Consider the following 20,350-nt stretch of genomic DNA (forward strand, 5'->3'; position numbering starts at 1 on the left):
ACAACTCTTGTTGCTGCACATAGAATTAATGCAGCATACCTTCATTCACTTCAAAGAGTAATTCTTCCATTTGCTGATAGGCATTTTCACAGCCTGGGATGTTGAACAGAACCATCAGGATCACCCATTTGAGATCTTCCAGTTCAAATTCAGCAGTATCCAGCGCCATGACGCGCTCTATCACCATCTCTCTCGTTTCGAGGTTTAGCACCTGAATCTGCTCAAGGAATAAAATGAATCCCCGGCAGCTGGCATCCAGCCTTTCACACTCTTCAGCTGTATAGATGCGCACAGACAATGGGTCAGAAGCAAGCTGCATCGGTTCGGCGAGGCCGTCCTGATAATCAGCCAACTTATCCAGCCACATCAACGCATTATAAATATCTTCCCGCTCAAAACCTGCGTCGGTCAGATCCCGTGTTAATTTGTCCTGATCCACCTGCATTTCTGCTTCGTTGTGGATGTAAGTCTCAAACAAATACATCAGTACGTCGAACATGGCATGCCCTCCTTAATCGGACATAGCCGCCGGGTACAGCTGCGATCCACCCTGCTAACTCCAGTTCGAGTAGCTGTGCTACCGTTACTGGCACAGGTTGGCCGGCACGTTCAGCGACAACGTCAACAGGTGTTACCTCATCTCCTACGTTAGCCAGGAGCTTGGGAAATGGCAATGCTACTGCCTCCTGATCCGATGAAATATGTCGCTTTTGGAGATCATCCTGCAACCAATGCAATCCATACTGCAAATTTTCCAGGATATCCTCTTTACAGGTCACCAGCGTCGCCCCCTGTTTTATCAGCCAGTGAGGGCCTTCGCAGCCAGGGTTCCCCAACGGGCCGGGTAGCGCAAAAACTTCACGCCCCTGCTCCAGTGCGCACCTTGCGGTAACCAGCGATCCACTCCGAATCGCAGCTTCGACCACCAGCACGCCCTGGCTTAACCCACTGATGATCCGGTTACGCCGTGGAAAGTTACCCGGTCTGGGCGATGTCGAAAGTGAAAACTCAGATACTATCGCCCCCTCTGAAGCGATAAGTTGCTCAGCCAGAATGTGATGACGACGCGGATAGAGACTAAAAAGACCATTGCCAAGCACGGCGACACTTCGCCCTTTTGCTGACAACGCCGCATGATGTGCCACACCATCGATGCCGCAAGCCAGGCCACTGGTGATCGTAAAGCCACATTGGGATAGCTGTTCACTCAGCATTTTCCCCCACCGCTCGCCATACCACGAGGGCGCACGGCTGCCCACAACCGCAAGCTGCATGCTATTAAGCACGTCAACGCGGCCTCGCACAAATAGCGCCCCGGGAAAATCAGGTATAGAACGTAACAATGGCGGAAAGCGAGGATCATCCGCTGTGAGAAGGTGGTTGTCGGTGTGTTCCAGCCATTCCAGACTACGTTCAAGCTCACTCTCACTGAACGAAAAAAACTTTACGGCATGTTTGGGCAAAAGCCCTGACGCGTTGACAGCTTCAGCATCGACGGTTGCCTGGCGAAGCAGCCTCTGCGCAATCTCCAGCATCGCGTCACCGTATAACGACCCGATGTTTATAAGCCGTAACCATATCTCTGTGGACGTCATCCTTTTCCCTGCCATAAGCAGCCTCAGCAATCTTTGCGATTGGTCACTGATGCTGTCAATCGACCGGGGATTTGTCTAGAATAGAAGTAATATTCTTATCAACTCCTGAACACGACTCTGGAAATTTATGGCAGTTTTGCAAGTGTTACATATTCCTGACGAGCGCCTTCGCATCGTCGCGGAACCGGTTAAAGAAGTGAATGCAGAAATTCAGCGTATCGTCGATGATATGTTCGATACCATGTACGCTGAAGAAGGCATTGGCCTTGCCGCGACCCAGGTAGACATTCACAAACGTATTATTGTGATCGACGTTTCTGAAAATCGTGATGAGCGCCTGGTGCTGATCAACCCTGAGATGCTGGAAAAAAGCGGCGAAACAGGTATTGAGGAAGGCTGTCTGTCTATCCCTGAACAGCGCGCTTTGGTGCCACGTGCCGAAAAAGTTAAAATCCGCGCACTGGATCGTGACGGCAATCCGTTTGAGCTGGAAGCCGACGATCTGCTGGCGATTTGCATTCAGCATGAGATGGATCACCTGGTCGGTAAGCTGTTTATCGATTACCTCTCACCGCTGAAGCAACAGCGTATTCGTCAGAAAGTTGAGAAACTGGATCGTTTACGTTCTCGCGCTTAACGCCCCCCGGATACAAGGAATAACGTGTCTACATCACTACGTATAATCTTCGCGGGTACCCCTGATTTTGCAGCGCGTCATCTCGACGCGCTGCTATCGTCTGGTCATCAGATTGTTGGCGTATTTACTCAGCCTGATCGTCCGGCTGGCCGCGGTAAAAAATTGATGCCTGGCCCGGTTAAAGTGCTGGCAGAAACGCATGGTTTGCCGATTTTCCAACCTGCATCATTACGACCTCAGGAAAACCAGCAGTTAGTGGCAGACCTGAACGCTGACGTGATGGTAGTTGTGGCTTACGGCCTCATTCTGCCGAAAGCGGTACTCGATATGCCCCGCCTGGGCTGTGTTAACGTTCATGGTTCCTTGCTCCCACGCTGGCGTGGTGCAGCCCCTATTCAGCGCGCTCTGTGGGCAGGCGATGCTGAAACTGGCGTGACAATCATGAAGATGGACGTAGGTTTAGACACGGGCGACATGCTGTATAAACTGGCGTGTCCCATTACCGCAGAAGATACCAGCGCCACGCTGTATGACAAGCTGGCGGATCTCGGTCCGCAGGGGCTGATTGAGACGCTGCAACAGCTTGCTGACAATACAGCGACACCTGAAGTGCAGGATGAGGCACAGGTGACCTATGCTGAAAAACTGAGTAAAGAAGAAGCCCGGATCGACTGGTCCCTGTCAGCAGCTCAACTCGAACGCTGTATCCGCGCCTTTAATCCATGGCCGATGAGCTGGTTGATGATTGATGAGCAGCCAGTGAAAGTCTGGAAAGCTTCAGTTATTAACGGCAATACTTCGGCAGAGCCCGGTACGATTATCGACGCCAGCAAAAACGGTATCCAGGTTGCGACCGGAGAAGGGATCCTGAATCTTGAATCGCTGCAACCGGCCGGTAAAAAGGCAATGAGCGCGCAGGATCTATTAAATTCCCGTCGTGAATGGTTCATCCCTGGCAATCGCCTTGCCTGAACAAATTTACTCTTAAGGCCCGGTGTTTCCGGGCATTTTTATTTTTACGGTTATGAAAAGACAAAATCTACGCACTATGGCGGCTCAGGCCGTTGAGCAGGTTATCGAGCAGGGCCAGTCACTGAGTAATGTCCTGCCTCCACTGCAACAAAAGGTTTCCGATAAAGACAAAGCACTGCTTCAGGAGCTGTGCTTTGGCGTGCTGCGCACCCTCTCTCAGCTTGAATGGTTAATTAATAAGCTGATGTCACGCCCAATGAGCGGCAAGCAGCGTACCGTGCATTATTTGATCATGGTCGGTTTCTACCAGCTGCTTCATACCCGCATTCCACCTCATGCTGCGCTGGCTGAGACAGTGGAGGGGGCCGTTGCGATTAAACGTCCCCAGTTGAAAGGATTGATTAACGGCGTGCTGCGTCAGTTCCAGCGTCAGCAGGTCGAACTGCTGGCAGAATTTGCGCAAAGCGAAGCGCGCTTCCTGCACCCTGAATGGCTGCTGAATCGCCTTAAAAAAGCCTACCCACAGCAATGGCAAGACATTGCTGATGCCAATAACCAACGTCCGCCGATGTGGTTACGCGTTAATCGTAACCATCATACCCGCGACGCATGGCTGGCCCTGCTGGAAGAGGCCGGAATGAGCGGCTTCACACACGCTGCTTATCCTGATGCGGTTCGTTTAGCCTCCCCTGCACCGGTACATGCATTACCCGGTTTTGAAGAGGGCTGGGTAACGGTACAGGACGCATCCGCTCAGGGCTGCATGACCTGGCTTGAACCGAAAGACGGGGAGCAGATCCTTGATCTCTGTGCAGCGCCAGGGGGGAAAACAACGCACATTCTGGAAGTGGCGCCGCAGGCCAGCGTGATGGCCGTGGATGTTGATGAGCAGCGTCTTTCACGCGTCTATGACAACCTCAAGCGTCTGGGTATGAAAGCACAGGTTAAGCAAGGCGATGGACGTAAACCCGCAGACTGGTGTGGTGATACCCGGTTCGATCGTATTTTGCTGGACGCCCCCTGCTCTGCAACCGGCGTGATTCGTCGTCATCCCGATATCAAATGGTTGCGTCGCGCTCGTGATATCAAGGAGCTTGCCCAGTTGCAATCCGAAATTCTGGATGCCATCTGGCCGCATCTCAAACCCGGCGGAACCCTGGTATATGCAACCTGCTCTGTTCTTCCGGAAGAGAACAGTCAGCAAATTGCGGCTTTCCTGAAACGCACCCCGGACGCGACGCTGCATGATACGGGGACGCCTGAGCACCCGGGTCTGCAAAACCTGCCGGGCGCAGAAGAGGGTGATGGTTTCTTTTACGCTAAGCTAATCAAAGAGTGATGTTGAGAACAGGTCACGAAAGATGAAAATTATCATTCTGGGCGCAGGGCAAGTTGGCGGAACGCTGGCGGAAAATCTCGTGGGCGAAAACAACGATATCACCATTGTGGATACCAATGGCGATCGCCTGCGCGTTTTGCAGGACAAGTTTGATCTTCGTGTTGTACAGGGGCACGGCTCTCACCCACGTGTGCTTCGGGAGGCGGGCGCAGACGATGCCGACATGCTGGTTGCAGTAACCAGTTCAGATGAAACCAACATGGTTGCATGTCAGGTGGCCTACTCGCTTTTCAACACACCGAACCGCATCGCCCGCATTCGCTCCCCGGACTATGTCCGGGATGCGGAAAAGCTGTTTAATTCCGAAGCAGTACCTATCGACCATCTTATTGCCCCTGAACAGCTGGTTATCGACAGTATTTATCGTCTGATTGAGTACCCGGGCGCGTTGCAGGTTGTGAACTTTGCGGAAGGAAAAGTAAGCCTGGCGGTTGTGAAGGCTTATTACGGCGGCCCGCTGATTGGTAATGCCCTGTCGACAATGCGCGAGCATATGCCACATATCGATACGCGTGTTGCGGCGATTTTCCGTCACGACAGACCTATTCGTCCGCAAGGGTCCACCATTGTCGAAGCCGGGGATGAAGTCTTCTTTATTGCGGCTTCTCAGCATATCCGTGCGGTGATGAGTGAACTTCAGCGTCTCGAAAAACCATATAAACGTATTATGCTGGTTGGCGGCGGTAATATTGGCGCAGGTCTGGCGAGACGGCTGGAAAAAGACTACAGCGTGAAGCTGATTGAACGAGATCAACAGCGCGCGTCGGAGCTGGCTGAAAAGCTTCAGAATACTATCGTGTTTTATGGCGATGCTTCGGATCAGGAATTGCTGGCCGAAGAGCATATCGATCAGGTTGATCTTTTTATTGCCGTCACCAACGACGACGAAGCGAATATTATGTCCGCCATGCTCGCTAAACGTATGGGGGCGAAAAAAGTAATGGTGCTTATCCAGCGTAAGGCTTATGTCGACCTGGTACAGGGTAGCGTAATTGATATTGCTATTTCGCCTCAGCAAGCCACCATTTCTGCCCTGCTAAGCCATGTACGTAAAGCGGATATTGTCGGCGTGTCGTCTCTTCGTCGTGGTGTTGCTGAAGCCATTGAAGCCGTCGCTCATGGGGATGAAACGACGTCGCGCGTTGTTGGTCGCGCGATCGACGAAATTAAACTTCCACCAGGCACCATTATCGGCGCCGTAGTGCGAGGTAACGATGTCATGATCGCCAATGATAATTTACGTATTGAGCAGGGTGACCACGTTATTATGTTCCTGACCGATAAAAAATTTATTACCGACGTCGAGCGTTTATTCCAGCCAAGCCCGTTCTTCCTGTAATGATTTGGGTGCTCAGACGAGAGCACCCAAATATTAACCTTCTAATTTTCATGCCTTTTATTTTTCATAACGATTATTTATCCCCAATGGCAATTAGCTAATCATTTGTTAAACTTATAGGCGTCAGCTGGCACAAGGAGAACATAATGAGTTTTATTAAAGAGTTTCGCGAATTTGCGATGCGCGGGAATGTGGTGGATTTGGCTGTGGGTGTCATTATTGGTGCGGCGTTCGGTAAGATCGTTTCATCATTAGTCGCCGACATTATTATGCCGCCGTTAGGACTGTTGATTGGAGGCATTGATTTCAAACAGTTCGCCTTCACCCTTCGGGAGGCTCAGGGCGATATCCCTGCGGTTGTAATGCACTATGGCGTATTCATTCAGAACGTATTTGATTTCGTGATCGTGGCATTTGCCATTTTCATGGCGATCAAACTTATCAACAGACTTAACCGTAAAAAAGAAGAACCGGCTGCTGCCCCGCCAGCACCAACTAAAGAAGAAGTCTTACTGACTGAAATTCGCGATCTGTTAAAAGAGCAGAACAACCGCGTTTAATCAGGCGACAGAAACAGAAAGGCCAGTGGTAAAAAAGCGATTAGCTTGCTTGCCACTGGCCTCCCAGTTACCCCGTTGTGCATGTTTACCTTTACGTAAATAACTCCCTTTTCCTTTCTTGTTCTTCTCAACACGCTGTCTGAAAAGCGGGTCGTGAAGCAATGCCTCAATGGCGTTATCCTTAATTTGTCCCTTCGTATGCTGATAGCGGCTCATCATTTCTCCTGAGCATAGTTAATGTCGGCGGGAGTCTAGTCCCTGGCTGATAAAAAATCAACAACCCTGAGTTTCACTACTGGCGCCCTGTTCAAGAGCTTCCAGTATTGAGCAATAAACACTGCTATGAGCGGTACCGCAGCACGCGTCATTTAACCTTTGCAGAGATCGCTGCATGGCTTGCAGCTCCTGAATGCGTCCTTCAACTTCATCCAGCCGGGCCTGAACGATGCTTTTAGATTCCTGACACGTATGATGTTCAGGATCGATACGGATCGACAGCAGTTCACGGATCGACTCCAGCGTGAAGCCGAGTTGCCGTGCATAGCGGATAAAACGAAGGCGTTGCAGGTCGTTATCCGTATAAAGGCGAAATCCACCTTCCGTTCTGACCTCATGATCGATCATCTGCTGCTTTTCGTAGTAGCGGATAGTATCCGGCGTTACGTTAGCAAGCTTCGCAAGTTCACCTATGCGGTACATGGCTACTCCTCGTTTATTTTTTGCATTAACCTTTCACTGTACTCACCATGCAAAAAGTCAGTATTCATTCCCGTCTGGCGCAGTTTTAGCTCGATGAGCGCCAACCGACGACTGATTTCGGAGTACCGCGGGTCATTCTTATGAATGCCTTTAAGCAGATCGGCAAGCTCGACGGCTTCATTGCGTTGCTGAAGTTCAGGCGGTAAACAACCTGCGTTTTTCAGTAAGCGATAACCGGCCCGTAATTCAGGGGGAATATGTGAATCATCGTCCAGAATCAGCGGCTCACCGCTACCGGGAAGATTTTCGAACTCGCCTTTGTTTTGGGCATCGCAAATATGGCGTTCAGCCCACTGATCGAGCAACCACATAATGAACTCCAGGGGGTGAGCAGAAAAGATACAGACATTGTAGATAAGTGGAGATTCTGCGGATATAAAAAAACCCGCCGAGGCGGGTTTTTTTACGTTACTACAGATTACTCTGCAGCAGCTTCTGCTTTCTCTGAACGATCAACCAGCTCGATGTAAGCCATCGGCGCGTTGTCGCCTGCACGGAAGCCACACTTCAGAATGCGAGTGTAACCACCGGCACGGCTCGCGAAACGCGGGCCCAGTTCGTTAAACAGTTTTGCCACGATCTCGTTATCACGAGTACGGGCGAATGCCAGACGACGATTAGCAACGCTGTCAGTCTTGGCAAGAGTAATCAGCGGCTCAACTACGCGACGCAGCTCTTTCGCTTTAGGCAGGGTCGTCTTGATGATTTCATGACGAACCAGTGAACCTGCCATGTTGCGGAACATAGCCTGGCGATGGCTGCTGTTGCGGTTCAGTTGACGACCACTCTTACGATGGCGCATGACCTTATCCTTCTCAGTAAAACCTTAACCTGTGATCCGGTTACTCGTCAGCAATGCTTGCTGGTGGCCAGTTTTCCAGGCGCATGCCCAGAGACAGACCACGTGAAGCCAGCACGTCTTTAATCTCGGTAAGAGATTTTTTACCCAGGTTCGGCGTTTTCAGCAACTCAACCTCGGTACGCTGTACCAGATCACCGATATAGTGGATAGCTTCTGCCTTGAGGCAGTTAGCAGAGCGGACAGTCAATTCCAGATCGTCAACAGGGCGCAGCAGGATCGGATCGAATTCTGGTTTCTCTTCTTTCACTTCCGGCTGACGTACATCACGTAAGTCAACGAAAGCTTCCAGTTGTTCTGCCAGGATGGTTGCCGCACGACGAATCGCCTCTTCAGGATCGATTGTGCCATTGGTTTCCATTTCGATGACCAGCTTGTCCAGGTCGGTACGCTGTTCTACACGCGCTGCTTCAACATTGTAGGCAATACGCTCTACAGGGCTGTAACATGCGTCGACCAGCAGACGGCCGATTGGGCGCTCATCTTCTTCCGAATGAATTCGGGCAGAAGCCGGCACATAACCACGACCGCGCTGAACTTTGATACGCATGCTAATAGCTGCGTTCTCATCGGTCAGGTGGCAGATCACGTGCTGCGGCTTGACGATTTCAACATCACCGTCGTGGGTGATGTCGGCTGCAGTCACAGGGCCAATGCCAGATTTATTCAGAGTAAGAATAACTTCATCTTTACCCTGAACTCTCACCGCCAGCCCTTTCAGGTTGAGCAGGATTTCAAGGATATCTTCCTGAACGCCTTCTTTGGTGCTGTACTCATGAAGTACACCATCAATCTCAACCTCGGTCACCGCGCAACCCGGCATCGATGAGAGCAGAATACGGCGCAGTGCGTTACCCAGAGTATGGCCAAAGCCACGCTCTAAAGGCTCAAGGGTCACCTTGGCGTGCGTCGAACTCACTTGCTCGATATCTACCAGGCGCGGTTTTAGAAACTCTGTCACAGAACCCTGCATTGTGTCCTCTCTTTGGTACTAAGCTTTACTTGGAGTAAAGCTCGACGATCAGGTGTTCGTTAATGTCCGCAGACAGATCAGAACGTTCTGGCTGACGCTTGAACGTACCTTCCATCTTGCCAGCATCAACTTCCAGCCAGGTTGGCTTTTCACGCTGCTCAGCCAGCTCCAGAGCGGCTTTCACGCGAGATTGCTTTTTCGCTTTCTCACGAATGCTAACAACGTCATTCGCTTTAACCTGATAAGAAGCGATGTTAACAACACGACCGTTTACCATGATTGCTTTATGGCTAACCAGCTGGCGTGATTCAGCACGAGTCGCGCCGAAGCCCATACGGTATACAACGTTGTCCAGACGACCTTCCAGCAGAGCCAGCAGGTTTTCACCTGTGTTGCCTTTCAGACGTGCTGCTTCTTTATAGTAGTTACGGAACTGACGCTCCAGCACACCGTAGATACGGCGAACTTTTTGCTTTTCACGCAACTGCACACCATAGTCAGACAGACGCGGTTTACGCGCACCGTGCTGGCCAGGAGCTTGTTCAATTTTACACTTGGTATCGATCGCGCGAACGCCAGACTTAAGGAATAAGTCGGTGCCCTCACGACGGCTCAGCTTGAGCTTAGGACCCAAATATCTTGCCATTTTCTATCTCCAACTAACCTAAAAAACGAGCGTTATACGCGACGTTTTTTCGGCGGACGACAACCGTTATGAGGGATCGGAGTCACATCAGTAATATTCGTGATGCGGAAACCAGCGGCGTTCAGAGCGCGAACAGTAGATTCACGACCCGGACCCGGACCTTTAACCATAACTTCCAGATTCTTGATGCCGTATTCTTTTACGGCTTCAGCGCAACGCTCTGCTGCAACCTGAGCTGCGAACGGAGTGGATTTGCGAGAACCACGGAAACCGGAACCACCGGCTGTTGCCCAACCCAATGCGTTACCCTGACGATCAGTAATAGTAACGATGGTGTTGTTGAAAGAAGCATGGATATGAGCCACGCCGTCAGAGACTTGTTTTCTTACACGTTTACGTGCACGAACTGGTGCCTTTGCCATTATTCAATCACCCCGATTATTTCTTGATCGGTTTGCGCGGACCCTTACGGGTACGTGCGTTGGTCTTAGTACGCTGACCGCGCACTGGCAGACCACGACGATGACGCAAACCGCGATAGCAACCAAGATCCATCAGGCGCTTGATGCTCATGCTGATTTCACGGCGCAGATCACCTTCAACGACAAATTTGGCAACTTCGTCACGCAGCGTGTCGATTTGTTCTTCAGACAGCTCACTGATCTTAACATCTTCAGCGATACCCGCTGCAGCCAGAATGGCTTTAGAACGGGTCTTGCCGACGCCATAGATCGAAGTTAATGCGATCACAGCATGTTTCTGATCAGGAATGTTAATGCCTGCTATACGGGCCACTATGCACTCCTACTATTTAATATGTACGCACCATGCTGAAAAGCCCGTTTTCAGGATACTCAAATGGAAACGTACAGACATACAAAAGATTGGCTGGCTAATCTAGCCAGCTCAACCCAACTTTGCAAGAAAAATATGCGAAATAATCAGCCTTGGCGCTGTTTATGCTTCGGCTCGGCACTGCAAATCACACGGATGACACCATCACGCTTAACGATTTTGCAGTTACGGCATAATTTCTTGACGGAAGCACGAACTTTCATTTTTACTCTCCGTAACTTCTCAGGCGACCAGTTAGCGGCCGTAGCCTTTCAGGTTCGCCTTCTTCAATGCAGACTCATACTGACTGGACATCATCAGAGTTTGCACTTGAGCCATAAAGTCCATAATCACGACCACAACGATAAGCAGTGAGGTCCCACCGAAGTAGAACGGTACTTTCATTGCATCACGCATGAACTCCGGGATCAGGCAGATAAAAGTAATATAAAGCGCACCAACCAAAGTCAGGCGAGTCATTACTTTATCGATATACTTCGCCGTTTGCTCTCCCGGACGAATTCCTGGTACAAATGCACCGGACTTCTTCAGGTTATCTGCTGTTTCACGCGGGTTGAAGACCAACGCCGTGTAGAAGAAACAGAAGAAGATGATCGCAGACGCATAGAGTAACACATAAAGTGGTTGCCCAGGCTGCAAATACAGCGAAATTGTTGTCAGCCAGTTCCAACCAGTACCGCCCCCGAACCATGACGCGATGGTTGCCGGGAACAGAATAATACTGGAAGCGAAGATAGCCGGGATAACCCCCGCCATATTCACTTTCAGCGGTAAATGTGTGCTCTGTGCAGCATAGACACGACGACCCTGCTGACGTTTAGCGTAGTTCACCACAATGCGGCGTTGACCACGTTCAACGAAGACAACAAAGAACGTCACTGCAAATACTAATACTGCAACCAACAGCAACAGGAGGAAGTGCAGGTCGCCTTGACGCGCTTGCTCGATAGTATGGGCGATGGCCGGCGGGAGACCCGCAACGATACCGGCGAAGATAATGATTGAGATACCGTTACCGATACCTCGTTCAGTAATCTGTTCGCCGAGCCACATCAGGAACATGGTCCCTGTGACCAGACTTACAACAGCGGTGAAATAGAATGCAAAGCCTGGGTTTAATACCAGGCCCTGCATACCAGGCATATTCGGAAGACCGGTAGCAATACCGATCGACTGGAATATTGCCAGCACCAGAGTGCCGTAACGGGTGTACTGGCTAATCTTACGACGTCCAGACTCCCCTTCTTTCTTCAACTCTGCCAGGGCCGGATGAACGACCGTCAGCAGCTGGATAATAATCGATGCCGAAATGTACGGCATAATACCCAGTGCGAAAATAGAAGCACGGCTGAGAGCACCACCAGAGAACATGTTGAACATTTCAATGATGGTGCCTCGCTGTTGCTCAAGCAGTTTGGCAAGTACAGCGGCATCAATACCAGGGATCGGAATAAAAGAGCCAATACGGAACACAATCAGCGCGCCGATTACAAACAGCAGTCTGCGTTTCAGCTCGCCAAATCCACCTTTGGCACTTTGAAAATCTAATCCCGGTTGCTTAGCCATCTGCTACTTATTCCTCAATTTTACCGCCAGCAGCTTCGATAGCAGCACGAGCACCTTTAGTAACACGCAGGCCACGAACAGTTACCGGAGTAGAAACTTCACCAGCCAGGATCACTTTCGCGAACTCGATCTGGATACCGATAATGTTAGCCGCTTTCAGCGTGTTCAGGTCTACAACGCCGCCTTCAACTTTCGCCAGGTCAGACAGACGGATTTCCGCTGTGATCGCTGCTTTGCGAGAGGTGAAGCCGAACTTCGGCAGACGACGGTACAGTGGCATCTGGCCACCCTCGAAACCGCGACGTACGCCACCGCCAGAACGAGAGTTCTGACCTTTGTGACCACGACCACCGGTTTTGCCGAGGCCAGAACCGATACCACGACCCAGGCGTTTACCCGCCTTTTTAGAGCCTTCGGCCGGAGACAGAGTATTTAAACGCATCTCTTACTCCTCAACTTTAACCATGAAGTAAACCGCGTTGACCATACCACGAACAGCAGGAGTATCCTCGCGCTCAACGGTATGACCAATACGACGCAGACCCAGGCCAAGCAGCGTTGCCTTGTGTTTCGGCAGACGACCGATTGCACTGCGGGTTTGAGTGATTTTAATAGTCTTTGCCATGGTCAATTACCCCAGAATTTCTTCAACGGATTTACCACGCTTGGCAGCGACCATTTCTGGAGAATTCATATTTTCCAGGCCATCAATAGTTGCACGAACCACGTTGATCGGGTTGGTGGAACCATATGCTTTAGCCAGAACGTTATGAACTCCAGCAACTTCCAGAACGGCGCGCATTGCACCACCGGCGATGATACCGGTACCTTCGGAAGCTGGCTGCATGAATACACGAGAACCCGTGTGAACACCTTTAACTGGGTGTTGCAGGGTACCGTTGTTCAGCGCGACGTTAATCATATTGCGACGGGCTTTTTCCATCGCTTTCTGGATCGCTGCTGGAACTTCACGCGCTTTACCGTAACCAAAACCAACGCGACCGTTACCATCACCCACTACAGTCAGAGCTGTGAAGGAGAAAATACGACCACCTTTAACGGTTTTAGATACGCGGTTTACCGCGATCAGCTTTTCCTGCAGTTCGCCAGCCTGTTTTTCGATGTGAGCCATCTTACACCTCTACCTTAGAACTGAAGGCCAGCTTCACGGGCAGCATCTGCCAGTGCCTGGACACGACCATGATATTGGAACCCGGAACGGTCAAAGGAAACATTGCTGATGCCTTTTTCCAGAGCGCGTTCAGCGACAGCTTTACCTACAGCTGCTGCGGCGTCTTTGTTACCGGTATACTTCAATTGTTCTGAGATAGCTTTTTCTACAGTAGAAGCAGCTACCAGAACTTCAGAACCGTTCGGTGCAATTACCTGTGCGTAAATATGACGCGGGGTACGATGTACCACCAGGCGAGTTGCACCCAGCTCTTTGAGCTTGCGGCGTGCGCGGGTCGCACGACGGATACGAGCAGATTTCTTATCCATAGTGTTACCTTACTTCTTCTTAGCCTCTTTGGTACGCACGACTTCGTCGGCGTAACGAACACCCTTGCCTTTATAAGGCTCAGGACGACGGTAGGCGCGCAGATCTGCTGCAACCTGACCGATCAGCTGTTTATCAGCGCCTTTCAGCACGATTTCAGTCTGAGTCGGGCATTCTGCAGTGATACCGGCCGGCAGCGGATGCTCAACAGGGTGTGAGAAGCCCAGAGACAGGCCTACTGCATTCCCTTTGATAGCTGCACGATAACCTACACCAACCAGCTGAAGCTTTTTAGTGAAGCCTTCGGTAACACCAACAACCATTGAGTTCAGCAGGGCACGCGCGGTACCAGCCTGAGCCCATCCATCCACGAAACCATCACGTGGACCGAAGGTCAGAGCGTTATCTGCATGTTTAACTTCAACAGCATTGTTGAGGGTACGAGTCAGCTCGCCGTTTTTACCTTTGATCGTAATAACCTGACCGTCGATTTTTACATCAACGCCGGCAGGAATAACGACCGGTGCTTTAGCAACACGAGACATTCTTTCCTCCGATTAGGCTACGTAGCAGATAATTTCGCCACCAAGACCAGCCTGGCGCGCTGCACGATCAGTCATAACACCTTTAGAGGTAGAAACAACTGCGATACCAAGACCAGCCATTACTTTTGGCAGCTCATCTTTTTTCTTATAGATGCGCAGGCCTGGGCGGCTGACACGCTGAATGCTTTCTACAACAGCTTTACCCTGGAAATACTTGAGAGTAAGTTCCAGTTCCGGCTTGGTGTCGCCTTCAACTTTAAAATCTTCGATAAAACCTTCTTCCTTCAGCACGTTGGCAATTGCCACTTTCAGCTTGGCGGAAGGCATGGTGACCGCAACTTTGTTCGCGGCCTGACCGTTACGGATACGGGTCAGCATATCCGCGATCGGATCTTGCATGCTCATCTGTCTTTACTCCCGTGATTCAATTGGTAATTACCAGCTAGCCTTTTTCAAGCCTGGCACTTCACCGCGCATGGCGGCTTCACGCAGTTTGATACGGCTCAACCCAAACTTGCCCACATAACCATGTGGACGACCTGTTTGACGACAGCGGTTACGCTGACGAGACGGGCTGGAATCACGCGGCAGAGACTGCAGCTTGAGAACCGCATTCCAACGATCTTCGTCGGAAGCGTTCACATCAGAAATGATCGCTTTCAGTTCAGCGCGTTTAGCGAAGAATTTATCAGCTAAAGCTACGCGCTTTACTTCGCGTGCTTTCATTGATTGCTTAGCCATTCAGTAACCCTACCTTACTTGCGGAACGGGAAGTCAAAGGCAGCCAGCAGAGCACGGCCTTCTTCATCAGATTTCGCAGTAGTGGTAATGGTAATATCCAAACCACGCACGCGGTCGACTTTATCGTAGTCGATTTCTGGGAAGATGATCTGCTCACGGACACCCATGCTGTAGTTACCACGACCGTCGAAAGACTTAGCGGACAAGCCACGGAAGTCACGGATACGTGGAACAGCAATAGTGATCAGGCGCTCAAGGAACTCCCACATGCGTTCGCCACGCAGAGTTACTTTACAGCCGATCGGATAGCCCTGACGGATTTTGAAGCCTGCAACAGATTTGCGTGCTTTGGTGATCAGCGGTTTTTGACCGGAGATTGCTGTCAGGTCAGCTGCTGCGTTATCCAGCAGTTTCTTGTCAGCGATCGCTTCACCAACACCCATGTTCAGGGTGATCTTCTCGACCCGAGGGACTTGCATGACAGAATTGTAGTTAAACTCAGTCATGAGTTTGTTAACTACTTCGTCTTTGTAGTAATCATGCAGTTTCGCCATCGTACTACTCCAAATTACTTGATAGTTTCGCTGTTAGATTTGAAGAAACGGACTTTTTTACCGTCTTCGAATCTAAAGCCTACACGGTCAGCCTTGCCGGTAGCCGCATTGAAGATTGCAACGTTAGAAACCTGAATAGCAGCTTCTTTTTCAACGATGCCGCCTGGTTGGTTCAGGGCCGGAACCGGCTTCTGATGTTTCTTAACCAGGTTGATACCTTCAACGACAAGTTTGCCGGAAGACAGAACATTTTTTACTTTACCGCGTTTACCTTTATCTTTACCGGTTAACACGATAACTTCGTCATCACGACGGATTTTCGCTGCCATGATTCGCTCCTTAGAGTACTTCTGGTGCCAGAGAGATAATTTTCATGAACTTCTCAGTACGAAGTTCACGAGTTACCGGCCCAAAGATACGCGTGCCGATAGGCTGCTCGCTGTTATTGTTTAAAATAACGCATGCATTACCATCGAAGCGAATGACAGAACCGTCAGGGCGACGAACACCCTTCTTGGTGCGCACCACTACCGCCTTCAGCACATCACCTTTTTTGACCTTACCACGTGGAATTGCTTCCTTGATGGTGATCTTGATGATGTCGCCTACGCCTGCGTAGCGACGGTGCGAGCCACCCAGAACCTTGATACACATTACGCGACGTGCACCGGAGTTGTCGGCGACGTTCAGCATAGTCTGTTCTTGGATCATTTTAGTGCTCCGCTAATGTCAACTACTACCTGAGACTCTAAAATCAGAGCCGTTAAAAAGCCCCATATCGAGGGCGCGGCATTATAACACCGCTTCTGCAATATGGGTAGAAAAAATAAACGGCTCATCGCTGAGCCGTTTATTCGTATTGAGAATGCGTACTCTATTACAGAACCGCTTTCTCTACAACGCGAACCAGCGTCCAGGACTTAGTCTTGGACAGTGGACGGCATTCACGGATTTCAACCTTGTCGCCGATACCACATTCGTTGTTCTCGTCATGTACGTGCAGTTTGGTCGTACGCTTGATGAATTTACCGTAGATCGGGTGTTTCACAAAACGTTCGATAGCTACAACAATGGATTTCTCCATTTTATCGCTAACAACACGACCTTGCAGAGTACGGATTTTATCGGTCATTACGCACCCGCCTTCTGAGTCAGTAAAGTCTTAACGCGCGCAACATTGCGACGCACTTGCTTCAGCAGGTGAGTCTGTTGCAGCTGGCCACTTGCAGCCTGCATACGCAGGTTGAACTGCTCACGCAGCAGGTTCAGCAGCTCAGCGTTCAGCTCTTCAACGCTTTTTTCACGCAGCTCTTTTGCTTTCATTACATCACCGTCTTAGTTACAAAGGTGGTTTTGATAGGCAGTTTCGCTGCTGCCAGGCCGAAGGCTTCACGGGCCAGCTCTTCCGGAACACCGTCCATTTCATAAAGGACTTTGCCCGGTTGGATCAAGGCAACCCAGTACTCCACGTTACCTTTACCTTTACCCATACGAACTTCCAGTGGCTTCTCGGTGATCGGTTTGTCCGGGAATACACGGATCCAGATCTTACCTTGACGCTTAACTGCACGGGTCATTGCACGACGTGCTGCTTCGATCTGACGTGCAGTCAGACGACCACGGCCAACAGCTTTCAGACCGAAAGTGCCGAAGCTAACATCCGTACCCTGCGCCAGACCACGGTTGCGGCCTTTGTGCACTTTACGGAATTTTGTACGCTTTGGTTGTAACATCAGCGACGCTCCTTATTTACGGCCTTTACGCTGCTGCTTTTTAGGTTGAGCAGCCGGTTTTTCCGGTTGTTCAACAGCAGCCATACCACCCAGGATCTCACCTTTGAAGATCCATACCTTAACGCCGATTACACCGTAAGTGGTGTGCGCTTCAGAGGTGTTGTAGTCGATGTCAGCACGCAGAGTGTGCAGCGGTACGCGACCTTCGCGGTACCATTCGGTACGTGCGATTTCCGCGCCGCCCAGACGGCCGCTAACTTCAACTTTGATACCTTTAGCGCCCAGACGCATTGCGTTCTGTACAGCACGCTTCATAGCACGACGGAACATAACGCGACGTTCCAGCTGAGAAGTGATGCTGTCAGCAACCAATTTAGCGTCCAGTTCAGGCTTACGAACTTCAGCGATATTGATCTGTGCAGGAACGCCAGCGATATCCGCTACGACCTTGCGCAGTTTTTCTACGTCTTCGCCTTTCTTACCGATAACGATGCCAGGGCGAGCAGTGTGAATAGTCACACGGATGCTCTTAGCTGGACGCTCGATAACGATACGAGATACAGACGCTTTAGCCAGTTCCTTAGTCAGGTACTGACGTACTTTAAAATCGCTGTCCAGGTTGTCAGCGAATTCTTTGGTGTTCGCAAACCAGGTAGAGTTCCATGGTTTTACAATACCCAGGCGAATACCATTAGGATGTACTTTCTGACCCATTGCTAGTCTCCAGAGTCTCAGCGATCGGACACAACCACAGTAATGTGGCTGGTGCGCTTCAGGATGCGATCTGCACGACCTTTCGCACGCGGCATAATGCGCTTCATGCTTGGGCCTTCATCTACGAAAATTTTCGCGACTTTCAGATCGTCGATGTCAGCGCCATCGTTGTGTTCAGCGTTAGCAATGGCAGATTCCAGTACTTTCTTGACCAATACCGCAGCTTTCTTGTTGGTATAGGTCAGGATGTCCAGGGCCTGCGACACTTTCTTACCGCGAATCAGGTCAGCAACAAGGCGAACCTTCTGTGCAGAAGAACGAGCATGGCGATGTTGAGCTAAAGTTTCCATCTCTTCCTCCTACCTTATTTCTTCTTCGCTTTTTTATCAGCAGCGTGGCCGCGATAAGTACGAGTCGGTGCGAATTCACCCAGTTTGTGACCAACCATTTCGTCGGTAACAAAGACTGGAACGTGCTGACGACCATTATGGACAGCGATGGTCAAACCGATCATGTTAGGAAAGATCGTTGAACGACGGGACCAAGTGCGCAGGGGCTTCTTGTCTCCGCTTTCCACCGCTTTCTCTACCTTCTTCAGCAAGTGCAGGTCAATAAAAGGACCTTTCTTGAGAGAACGTGGCATGGCTTATCCTCTAAAATTATTTGCTACGGCGACGTACGATAAATTTATCAGTACGCTTGTTGCTGCGGGTCTTCTTACCTTTGGTCTGAACGCCCCACGGAGTTACCGGGTGCTTACCAAAGTTACGACCTTCACCACCACCATGTGGGTGGTCGACTGGGTTCATCGCAGTACCGCGAACGGTAGGACGAACACCACGCCAGCGTGCAGCACCAGCTTTACCCAGAACGCGCAGCATATGCTCAGCATTGCCAACTTCGCCCAGAGTAGCGCGGCAGTCTGCTTCGACTTTACGCATTTCACCAGAACGCAGACGCAGGGTGACATAAGCACCGTCACGCGCAACGATCTGAACGTAAGTACCCGCGGAACGCGCCAGCTGACCGCCTTTACCTGGTTTCATTTCTACGTTATGAACGGTAGAACCAACCGGGATATTGCGCATCGGCAGGGTGTTGCCTGCTTTGATTGCAGCATCAACGCCAGACTGAATCTGGTCGCCAGCTTTCAGGCCTTTAGGGGCCAGGATGTAACGGCGTTCGCCATCTTTGTACAGAACCAGCGCGATGTTCGCGGAACGGTTCGGATCGTACTCAAGACGCTCAACAACTGCTGGGATACCGTCTTTGTTGCGTTTGAAGTCAACAATACGATAAGCCTGCTTGTGGCCACCACCGATGTGACGAGTGGTGATACGGCCATTGTTGTTACGACCACCGGATTTGCTGTTTTTTTCCAGCAACGGAGCAAAAGGTTTGCCCTTGTGCAGCTCAGGGTTAACCACTTTAACTACGTGGCGACGACCCGGAGATGTCGGTTTACATTTAACAACTGCCATTGTATTACTCCTCCGACTTACTCAGCGCCGCCAACGAAGTCCAGGTTCTGGCCTTCTTTCAGGGTGACGTAAGCTTTTTTCCAGTCGCTACGACGACCGATACGCTGTCCGTGACGTTTAACTTTCCCTTTAACTACCAGGGTGTTAACGACTTCGACTTCGACTTCAAACAGTTTCTGCACAGCAGCTTTGATCTCTGCTTTGGTCGCGTCTTTAGCAACTTTGAGAACGATGGTGTTTGTTTTTTCCATCGCAGTAGACGCTTTTTCAGAAACGTGCGGTGCGCGCAGCACCTTCAGCAGACGTTCTTCACGAATCATGCCAGCATCTCCTCAACTTGCTTAACAGCATCAGCAGTCATTACGACTTTGTCGAAGGCGATCAGGCTAACCGGGTCGATACCAGTCGCGTCGCGTACGTCAACCTTGTGCAGGTTACGCGCGGCCAGGAACAGGTTCTCGTCCAGCTCACCGGTGATGATCAGCACATCTTCCAGAGCCATGTCTTTCAGTTTCTGTGCCAGCAGCTTAGTTTTAGGCGCTTCAACAGAGAACTTCTCGACAACGATCAGACGATCCTGACGTACCAGTTCGGACAGAATGCTTTTCAGCGCGCCGCGGTACATCTTTTTGTTAACTTTTTGACTGTGGTCCTGTGGACGCGCAGCGAAGGTCACGCCACCTGAACGCCAGATCGGGCTCTTGATAGAACCTGAACGCGCACGGCCGGTACCTTTCTGGCGCCATGGCTTTTTGCCTGAACCAGTTACTTCAGCACGAGTCTTCTGAGCACGAGTACCCTGACGAGCACCAGCTGCATAAGCAACAACAACCTGGTGAACCAGCGCTTCGTTGAAATCACGACCGAAGGTAGTTTCGGAAACAGTCAGCGCGCTCTGCGCGTCTTTCAATACTAATTCCATTG

Annotated in this window: 36 protein-coding genes; 5 read left to right on the forward strand and 31 right to left on the reverse strand. The window is 50.7% G+C overall.

Annotation, left to right across the window (positions count from 1 at the left end; translation table 11 throughout):
- Window positions 1-25: 25 nt before the first annotated feature.
- On the reverse strand, window positions 26-499 hold the full coding sequence (gene smg / locus FZF21_RS19810; protein ID WP_000460665.1) for a DUF494 family protein Smg: 474 nt from the start codon (window positions 497-499) through the stop codon (window positions 26-28).
- Window positions 471-1,595: a DNA-protecting protein DprA gene (dprA, locus tag FZF21_RS19815; RefSeq protein ID WP_032649694.1), complete on the reverse strand. Its 1,125-nt coding sequence runs from the start codon at window positions 1,593-1,595 to the stop codon at window positions 471-473. Before dprA ends, smg begins: the two co-directional genes overlap by 29 nt.
- A gap of 127 nt (window positions 1,596-1,722) precedes the next feature.
- Here dprA and def point away from each other — a divergent pair, with 127 nt between their 5' ends.
- The 5 genes from def to mscL all read left to right on the forward strand — a co-directional run bounded on the left by def (window position 1,723) and on the right by mscL (window position 6,502).
- Complete coding sequence (def, locus tag FZF21_RS19820; protein ID WP_015571402.1) at window positions 1,723-2,232, forward strand: peptide deformylase; 510 nt, start codon at window positions 1,723-1,725, stop codon at window positions 2,230-2,232.
- A gap of 24 nt (window positions 2,233-2,256) precedes the next feature.
- Complete coding sequence (gene fmt, locus FZF21_RS19825; protein ID WP_032649696.1) at window positions 2,257-3,204, forward strand: methionyl-tRNA formyltransferase; 948 nt, start codon at window positions 2,257-2,259, stop codon at window positions 3,202-3,204.
- A gap of 52 nt (window positions 3,205-3,256) precedes the next feature.
- Window positions 3,257-4,543, forward strand: coding sequence for a 16S rRNA (cytosine(967)-C(5))-methyltransferase RsmB (rsmB, locus tag FZF21_RS19830; RefSeq protein WP_047736609.1), 1,287 nt, complete (start codon window positions 3,257-3,259; stop codon window positions 4,541-4,543).
- A gap of 22 nt (window positions 4,544-4,565) precedes the next feature.
- Window positions 4,566-5,942, forward strand: a complete 1,377-nt coding sequence (trkA, locus tag FZF21_RS19835; RefSeq protein ID WP_003863337.1) for a Trk system potassium transporter TrkA — start codon at window positions 4,566-4,568, stop codon at window positions 5,940-5,942.
- A gap of 146 nt (window positions 5,943-6,088) precedes the next feature.
- The gene (gene mscL, locus FZF21_RS19840; RefSeq protein ID WP_003863335.1) at window positions 6,089-6,502 is read left to right on the forward strand and encodes a large-conductance mechanosensitive channel protein MscL; all 414 of its coding nucleotides are present in this window, start codon (window positions 6,089-6,091) and stop codon (window positions 6,500-6,502) included.
- On the opposite strand, the gene FZF21_RS19845 is transcribed toward mscL, so the two are convergent.
- The 29 genes from FZF21_RS19845 to rplD form a co-directional block, all read right to left on the reverse strand.
- Complete coding sequence (locus FZF21_RS19845; protein ID WP_017383729.1) at window positions 6,503-6,718, reverse strand: alternative ribosome-rescue factor A; 216 nt, start codon at window positions 6,716-6,718, stop codon at window positions 6,503-6,505.
- A 57-nt stretch (window positions 6,719-6,775) separates the two neighbouring features.
- On the reverse strand, window positions 6,776-7,201 hold the full coding sequence (gene zntR / locus FZF21_RS19850; protein WP_003863328.1) for a Zn(2+)-responsive transcriptional regulator: 426 nt from the start codon (window positions 7,199-7,201) through the stop codon (window positions 6,776-6,778).
- Between the two features lie 2 nt (window positions 7,202-7,203).
- Window positions 7,204-7,572 (reverse strand): DUF1992 domain-containing protein, encoded by a 369-nt coding sequence (locus tag FZF21_RS19855; protein ID WP_023295520.1) that lies wholly within the window; start codon window positions 7,570-7,572, stop codon window positions 7,204-7,206.
- A 107-nt stretch (window positions 7,573-7,679) separates the two neighbouring features.
- Window positions 7,680-8,063, reverse strand: a complete 384-nt coding sequence (gene rplQ, locus FZF21_RS19860; protein ID WP_001216368.1) for a 50S ribosomal protein L17 — start codon at window positions 8,061-8,063, stop codon at window positions 7,680-7,682.
- A gap of 40 nt (window positions 8,064-8,103) precedes the next feature.
- On the reverse strand, window positions 8,104-9,093 hold the full coding sequence (gene rpoA / locus FZF21_RS19865; protein WP_002919219.1) for a DNA-directed RNA polymerase subunit alpha: 990 nt from the start codon (window positions 9,091-9,093) through the stop codon (window positions 8,104-8,106).
- 25 nt (window positions 9,094-9,118) lie between these two features.
- Window positions 9,119-9,739 carry a 30S ribosomal protein S4 gene (gene rpsD / locus FZF21_RS19870; RefSeq protein WP_003863314.1) on the reverse strand — a complete coding sequence of 207 codons (621 nt, stop codon included), beginning with the start codon at window positions 9,737-9,739 and terminating at the stop codon, window positions 9,119-9,121.
- A 32-nt stretch (window positions 9,740-9,771) separates the two neighbouring features.
- A complete protein-coding gene (gene rpsK / locus FZF21_RS19875) occupies window positions 9,772-10,161 on the reverse strand; it encodes a 30S ribosomal protein S11 (protein WP_003863312.1) in 390 nt (129 codons plus the stop codon).
- 16 nt (window positions 10,162-10,177) lie between these two features.
- Entirely contained in the window at window positions 10,178-10,534 is a 357-nt protein-coding gene (gene rpsM, locus FZF21_RS19880) for a 30S ribosomal protein S13 (protein ID WP_003863308.1), read from the reverse strand.
- Between the two features lie 146 nt (window positions 10,535-10,680).
- On the reverse strand, window positions 10,681-10,797 hold the full coding sequence (rpmJ, locus tag FZF21_RS19885) for a 50S ribosomal protein L36 (RefSeq protein ID WP_000868187.1): 117 nt from the start codon (window positions 10,795-10,797) through the stop codon (window positions 10,681-10,683).
- Between the two features lie 31 nt (window positions 10,798-10,828).
- Window positions 10,829-12,160, reverse strand: coding sequence for a preprotein translocase subunit SecY (gene secY / locus FZF21_RS19890; protein ID WP_003863305.1), 1,332 nt, complete (start codon window positions 12,158-12,160; stop codon window positions 10,829-10,831).
- A 7-nt stretch (window positions 12,161-12,167) separates the two neighbouring features.
- Window positions 12,168-12,602: a 50S ribosomal protein L15 gene (gene rplO / locus FZF21_RS19895; RefSeq protein ID WP_003863304.1), complete on the reverse strand. Its 435-nt coding sequence runs from the start codon at window positions 12,600-12,602 to the stop codon at window positions 12,168-12,170.
- A 3-nt stretch (window positions 12,603-12,605) separates the two neighbouring features.
- Window positions 12,606-12,785 (reverse strand): 50S ribosomal protein L30, encoded by a 180-nt coding sequence (gene rpmD, locus FZF21_RS19900; protein ID WP_003863301.1) that lies wholly within the window; start codon window positions 12,783-12,785, stop codon window positions 12,606-12,608.
- A 6-nt stretch (window positions 12,786-12,791) separates the two neighbouring features.
- Window positions 12,792-13,292, reverse strand: a complete 501-nt coding sequence (gene rpsE / locus FZF21_RS19905) for a 30S ribosomal protein S5 (RefSeq protein WP_003863299.1) — start codon at window positions 13,290-13,292, stop codon at window positions 12,792-12,794.
- A 14-nt stretch (window positions 13,293-13,306) separates the two neighbouring features.
- Entirely contained in the window at window positions 13,307-13,660 is a 354-nt protein-coding gene (gene rplR / locus FZF21_RS19910; RefSeq protein ID WP_003863297.1) for a 50S ribosomal protein L18, read from the reverse strand.
- Between the two features lie 9 nt (window positions 13,661-13,669).
- Window positions 13,670-14,203 carry a 50S ribosomal protein L6 gene (rplF, locus tag FZF21_RS19915; RefSeq protein WP_006178917.1) on the reverse strand — a complete coding sequence of 178 codons (534 nt, stop codon included), beginning with the start codon at window positions 14,201-14,203 and terminating at the stop codon, window positions 13,670-13,672.
- Between the two features lie 12 nt (window positions 14,204-14,215).
- Entirely contained in the window at window positions 14,216-14,608 is a 393-nt protein-coding gene (rpsH, locus tag FZF21_RS19920; RefSeq protein WP_006178918.1) for a 30S ribosomal protein S8, read from the reverse strand.
- A gap of 30 nt (window positions 14,609-14,638) precedes the next feature.
- Entirely contained in the window at window positions 14,639-14,944 is a 306-nt protein-coding gene (rpsN, locus tag FZF21_RS19925; RefSeq protein WP_003863291.1) for a 30S ribosomal protein S14, read from the reverse strand.
- A gap of 14 nt (window positions 14,945-14,958) precedes the next feature.
- The gene (rplE, locus tag FZF21_RS19930) at window positions 14,959-15,498 is read right to left on the reverse strand and encodes a 50S ribosomal protein L5 (protein ID WP_003863290.1); all 540 of its coding nucleotides are present in this window, start codon (window positions 15,496-15,498) and stop codon (window positions 14,959-14,961) included.
- 14 nt (window positions 15,499-15,512) lie between these two features.
- The gene (rplX, locus tag FZF21_RS19935; RefSeq protein WP_003863287.1) at window positions 15,513-15,827 is read right to left on the reverse strand and encodes a 50S ribosomal protein L24; all 315 of its coding nucleotides are present in this window, start codon (window positions 15,825-15,827) and stop codon (window positions 15,513-15,515) included.
- Window positions 15,828-15,837: 10 nt separating this feature from the next.
- On the reverse strand, window positions 15,838-16,209 hold the full coding sequence (gene rplN / locus FZF21_RS19940; RefSeq protein ID WP_002919748.1) for a 50S ribosomal protein L14: 372 nt from the start codon (window positions 16,207-16,209) through the stop codon (window positions 15,838-15,840).
- A 166-nt stretch (window positions 16,210-16,375) separates the two neighbouring features.
- Entirely contained in the window at window positions 16,376-16,630 is a 255-nt protein-coding gene (rpsQ, locus tag FZF21_RS19945; RefSeq protein WP_002438707.1) for a 30S ribosomal protein S17, read from the reverse strand.
- Window positions 16,630-16,821: a 50S ribosomal protein L29 gene (rpmC, locus tag FZF21_RS19950; RefSeq protein ID WP_003863282.1), complete on the reverse strand. Its 192-nt coding sequence runs from the start codon at window positions 16,819-16,821 to the stop codon at window positions 16,630-16,632. The genes rpsQ and rpmC overlap by 1 nt, the downstream gene beginning before the upstream one ends.
- On the reverse strand, window positions 16,821-17,231 hold the full coding sequence (gene rplP / locus FZF21_RS19955) for a 50S ribosomal protein L16 (protein WP_002919759.1): 411 nt from the start codon (window positions 17,229-17,231) through the stop codon (window positions 16,821-16,823). The genes rpmC and rplP overlap by 1 nt, the downstream gene beginning before the upstream one ends.
- Window positions 17,232-17,243: 12 nt before the next feature.
- Window positions 17,244-17,945, reverse strand: coding sequence for a 30S ribosomal protein S3 (gene rpsC / locus FZF21_RS19960; protein WP_000529945.1), 702 nt, complete (start codon window positions 17,943-17,945; stop codon window positions 17,244-17,246).
- A 17-nt stretch (window positions 17,946-17,962) separates the two neighbouring features.
- Window positions 17,963-18,295, reverse strand: coding sequence for a 50S ribosomal protein L22 (rplV, locus tag FZF21_RS19965; RefSeq protein ID WP_002919773.1), 333 nt, complete (start codon window positions 18,293-18,295; stop codon window positions 17,963-17,965).
- Between the two features lie 14 nt (window positions 18,296-18,309).
- Window positions 18,310-18,588 carry a 30S ribosomal protein S19 gene (gene rpsS, locus FZF21_RS19970; protein ID WP_001138117.1) on the reverse strand — a complete coding sequence of 93 codons (279 nt, stop codon included), beginning with the start codon at window positions 18,586-18,588 and terminating at the stop codon, window positions 18,310-18,312.
- A gap of 16 nt (window positions 18,589-18,604) precedes the next feature.
- Window positions 18,605-19,426: a 50S ribosomal protein L2 gene (rplB, locus tag FZF21_RS19975; RefSeq protein ID WP_000301859.1), complete on the reverse strand. Its 822-nt coding sequence runs from the start codon at window positions 19,424-19,426 to the stop codon at window positions 18,605-18,607.
- 17 nt (window positions 19,427-19,443) lie between these two features.
- Window positions 19,444-19,746 carry a 50S ribosomal protein L23 gene (gene rplW / locus FZF21_RS19980; RefSeq protein WP_000617546.1) on the reverse strand — a complete coding sequence of 101 codons (303 nt, stop codon included), beginning with the start codon at window positions 19,744-19,746 and terminating at the stop codon, window positions 19,444-19,446.
- Complete coding sequence (gene rplD, locus FZF21_RS19985) at window positions 19,743-20,348, reverse strand: 50S ribosomal protein L4 (RefSeq protein WP_000424395.1); 606 nt, start codon at window positions 20,346-20,348, stop codon at window positions 19,743-19,745. The genes rplW and rplD overlap by 4 nt, the downstream gene beginning before the upstream one ends.
- Window positions 20,349-20,350 lie beyond the last annotated feature (2 nt).

Origin of the sequence: Enterobacter sp. LU1 (genome assembly GCF_008271405.2) — a bacterium.
Classification (GTDB): Bacteria; Pseudomonadota; Gammaproteobacteria; order Enterobacterales; family Enterobacteriaceae; genus Enterobacter; species Enterobacter hormaechei_C.

Bases quoted from the DNA above. Each gene is read 5' to 3' on its own strand.
- rplD (WP_000424395.1), bottom strand. From the start codon at position 20,348: ATGGAATTAGTATTGAAAGACGCGCAGAGCGCGCTGACTGTTTCCGAA.
- rpsS (WP_001138117.1), bottom strand. From the start codon at position 18,588: ATGCCACGTTCTCTCAAGAAAGGTCCTTTTATTGACCTGCACTTGCTG.
- rplN (WP_002919748.1), bottom strand. From the start codon at position 16,209: ATGATCCAAGAACAGACTATGCTGAACGTCGCCGACAACTCCGGTGCA.
- rplQ (WP_001216368.1), bottom strand. From the start codon at position 8,063: ATGCGCCATCGTAAGAGTGGTCGTCAACTGAACCGCAACAGCAGCCAT.
- rpsK (WP_003863312.1), bottom strand. From the start codon at position 10,161: ATGGCAAAGGCACCAGTTCGTGCACGTAAACGTGTAAGAAAACAAGTC.
- rpmJ (WP_000868187.1), bottom strand. From the start codon at position 10,797: ATGAAAGTTCGTGCTTCCGTCAAGAAATTATGCCGTAACTGCAAAATC.
- smg (WP_000460665.1), bottom strand. From the start codon at position 499: ATGTTCGACGTACTGATGTATTTGTTTGAGACTTACATCCACAACGAA.
- rsmB (WP_047736609.1), top strand. From the start codon at position 3,257: ATGAAAAGACAAAATCTACGCACTATGGCGGCTCAGGCCGTTGAGCAG.
- rplV (WP_002919773.1), bottom strand. From the start codon at position 18,295: ATGGAAACTTTAGCTCAACATCGCCATGCTCGTTCTTCTGCACAGAAG.
- rplE (WP_003863290.1), bottom strand. From the start codon at position 15,498: ATGGCGAAACTGCATGATTACTACAAAGACGAAGTAGTTAACAAACTC.
- rpmC (WP_003863282.1), bottom strand. From the start codon at position 16,821: ATGAAAGCAAAAGAGCTGCGTGAAAAAAGCGTTGAAGAGCTGAACGCT.
- rplP (WP_002919759.1), bottom strand. From the start codon at position 17,231: ATGTTACAACCAAAGCGTACAAAATTCCGTAAAGTGCACAAAGGCCGC.
- rpsE (WP_003863299.1), bottom strand. From the start codon at position 13,292: ATGGCTCACATCGAAAAACAGGCTGGCGAACTGCAGGAAAAGCTGATC.
- rpoA (WP_002919219.1), bottom strand. From the start codon at position 9,093: ATGCAGGGTTCTGTGACAGAGTTTCTAAAACCGCGCCTGGTAGATATC.
- rplO (WP_003863304.1), bottom strand. From the start codon at position 12,602: ATGCGTTTAAATACTCTGTCTCCGGCCGAAGGCTCTAAAAAGGCGGGT.
- rplX (WP_003863287.1), bottom strand. From the start codon at position 15,827: ATGGCAGCGAAAATCCGTCGTGATGACGAAGTTATCGTGTTAACCGGT.
- rpsH (WP_006178918.1), bottom strand. From the start codon at position 14,608: ATGAGCATGCAAGATCCGATCGCGGATATGCTGACCCGTATCCGTAAC.
- def (WP_015571402.1), top strand. From the start codon at position 1,723: ATGGCAGTTTTGCAAGTGTTACATATTCCTGACGAGCGCCTTCGCATC.
- dprA (WP_032649694.1), bottom strand. From the start codon at position 1,595: ATGACGTCCACAGAGATATGGTTACGGCTTATAAACATCGGGTCGTTA.
- rpsD (WP_003863314.1), bottom strand. From the start codon at position 9,739: ATGGCAAGATATTTGGGTCCTAAGCTCAAGCTGAGCCGTCGTGAGGGC.
- rpsC (WP_000529945.1), bottom strand. From the start codon at position 17,945: ATGGGTCAGAAAGTACATCCTAATGGTATTCGCCTGGGTATTGTAAAA.
- FZF21_RS19845 (WP_017383729.1), bottom strand. From the start codon at position 6,718: ATGAGCCGCTATCAGCATACGAAGGGACAAATTAAGGATAACGCCATT.
- rpmD (WP_003863301.1), bottom strand. From the start codon at position 12,785: ATGGCAAAGACTATTAAAATCACTCAAACCCGCAGTGCAATCGGTCGT.
- rpsQ (WP_002438707.1), bottom strand. From the start codon at position 16,630: ATGACCGATAAAATCCGTACTCTGCAAGGTCGTGTTGTTAGCGATAAA.
- rplB (WP_000301859.1), bottom strand. From the start codon at position 19,426: ATGGCAGTTGTTAAATGTAAACCGACATCTCCGGGTCGTCGCCACGTA.
- rplW (WP_000617546.1), bottom strand. From the start codon at position 19,746: ATGATTCGTGAAGAACGTCTGCTGAAGGTGCTGCGCGCACCGCACGTT.
- secY (WP_003863305.1), bottom strand. From the start codon at position 12,160: ATGGCTAAGCAACCGGGATTAGATTTTCAAAGTGCCAAAGGTGGATTT.
- zntR (WP_003863328.1), bottom strand. From the start codon at position 7,201: ATGTACCGCATAGGTGAACTTGCGAAGCTTGCTAACGTAACGCCGGAT.
- rpsN (WP_003863291.1), bottom strand. From the start codon at position 14,944: ATGGCTAAGCAATCAATGAAAGCACGCGAAGTAAAGCGCGTAGCTTTA.
- trkA (WP_003863337.1), top strand. From the start codon at position 4,566: ATGAAAATTATCATTCTGGGCGCAGGGCAAGTTGGCGGAACGCTGGCG.
- mscL (WP_003863335.1), top strand. From the start codon at position 6,089: ATGAGTTTTATTAAAGAGTTTCGCGAATTTGCGATGCGCGGGAATGTG.
- FZF21_RS19855 (WP_023295520.1), bottom strand. From the start codon at position 7,572: ATGTGGTTGCTCGATCAGTGGGCTGAACGCCATATTTGCGATGCCCAA.
- rplR (WP_003863297.1), bottom strand. From the start codon at position 13,660: ATGGATAAGAAATCTGCTCGTATCCGTCGTGCGACCCGCGCACGCCGC.
- rplF (WP_006178917.1), bottom strand. From the start codon at position 14,203: ATGTCTCGTGTTGCTAAAGCACCGGTCGTTATTCCTGCCGGCGTTGAT.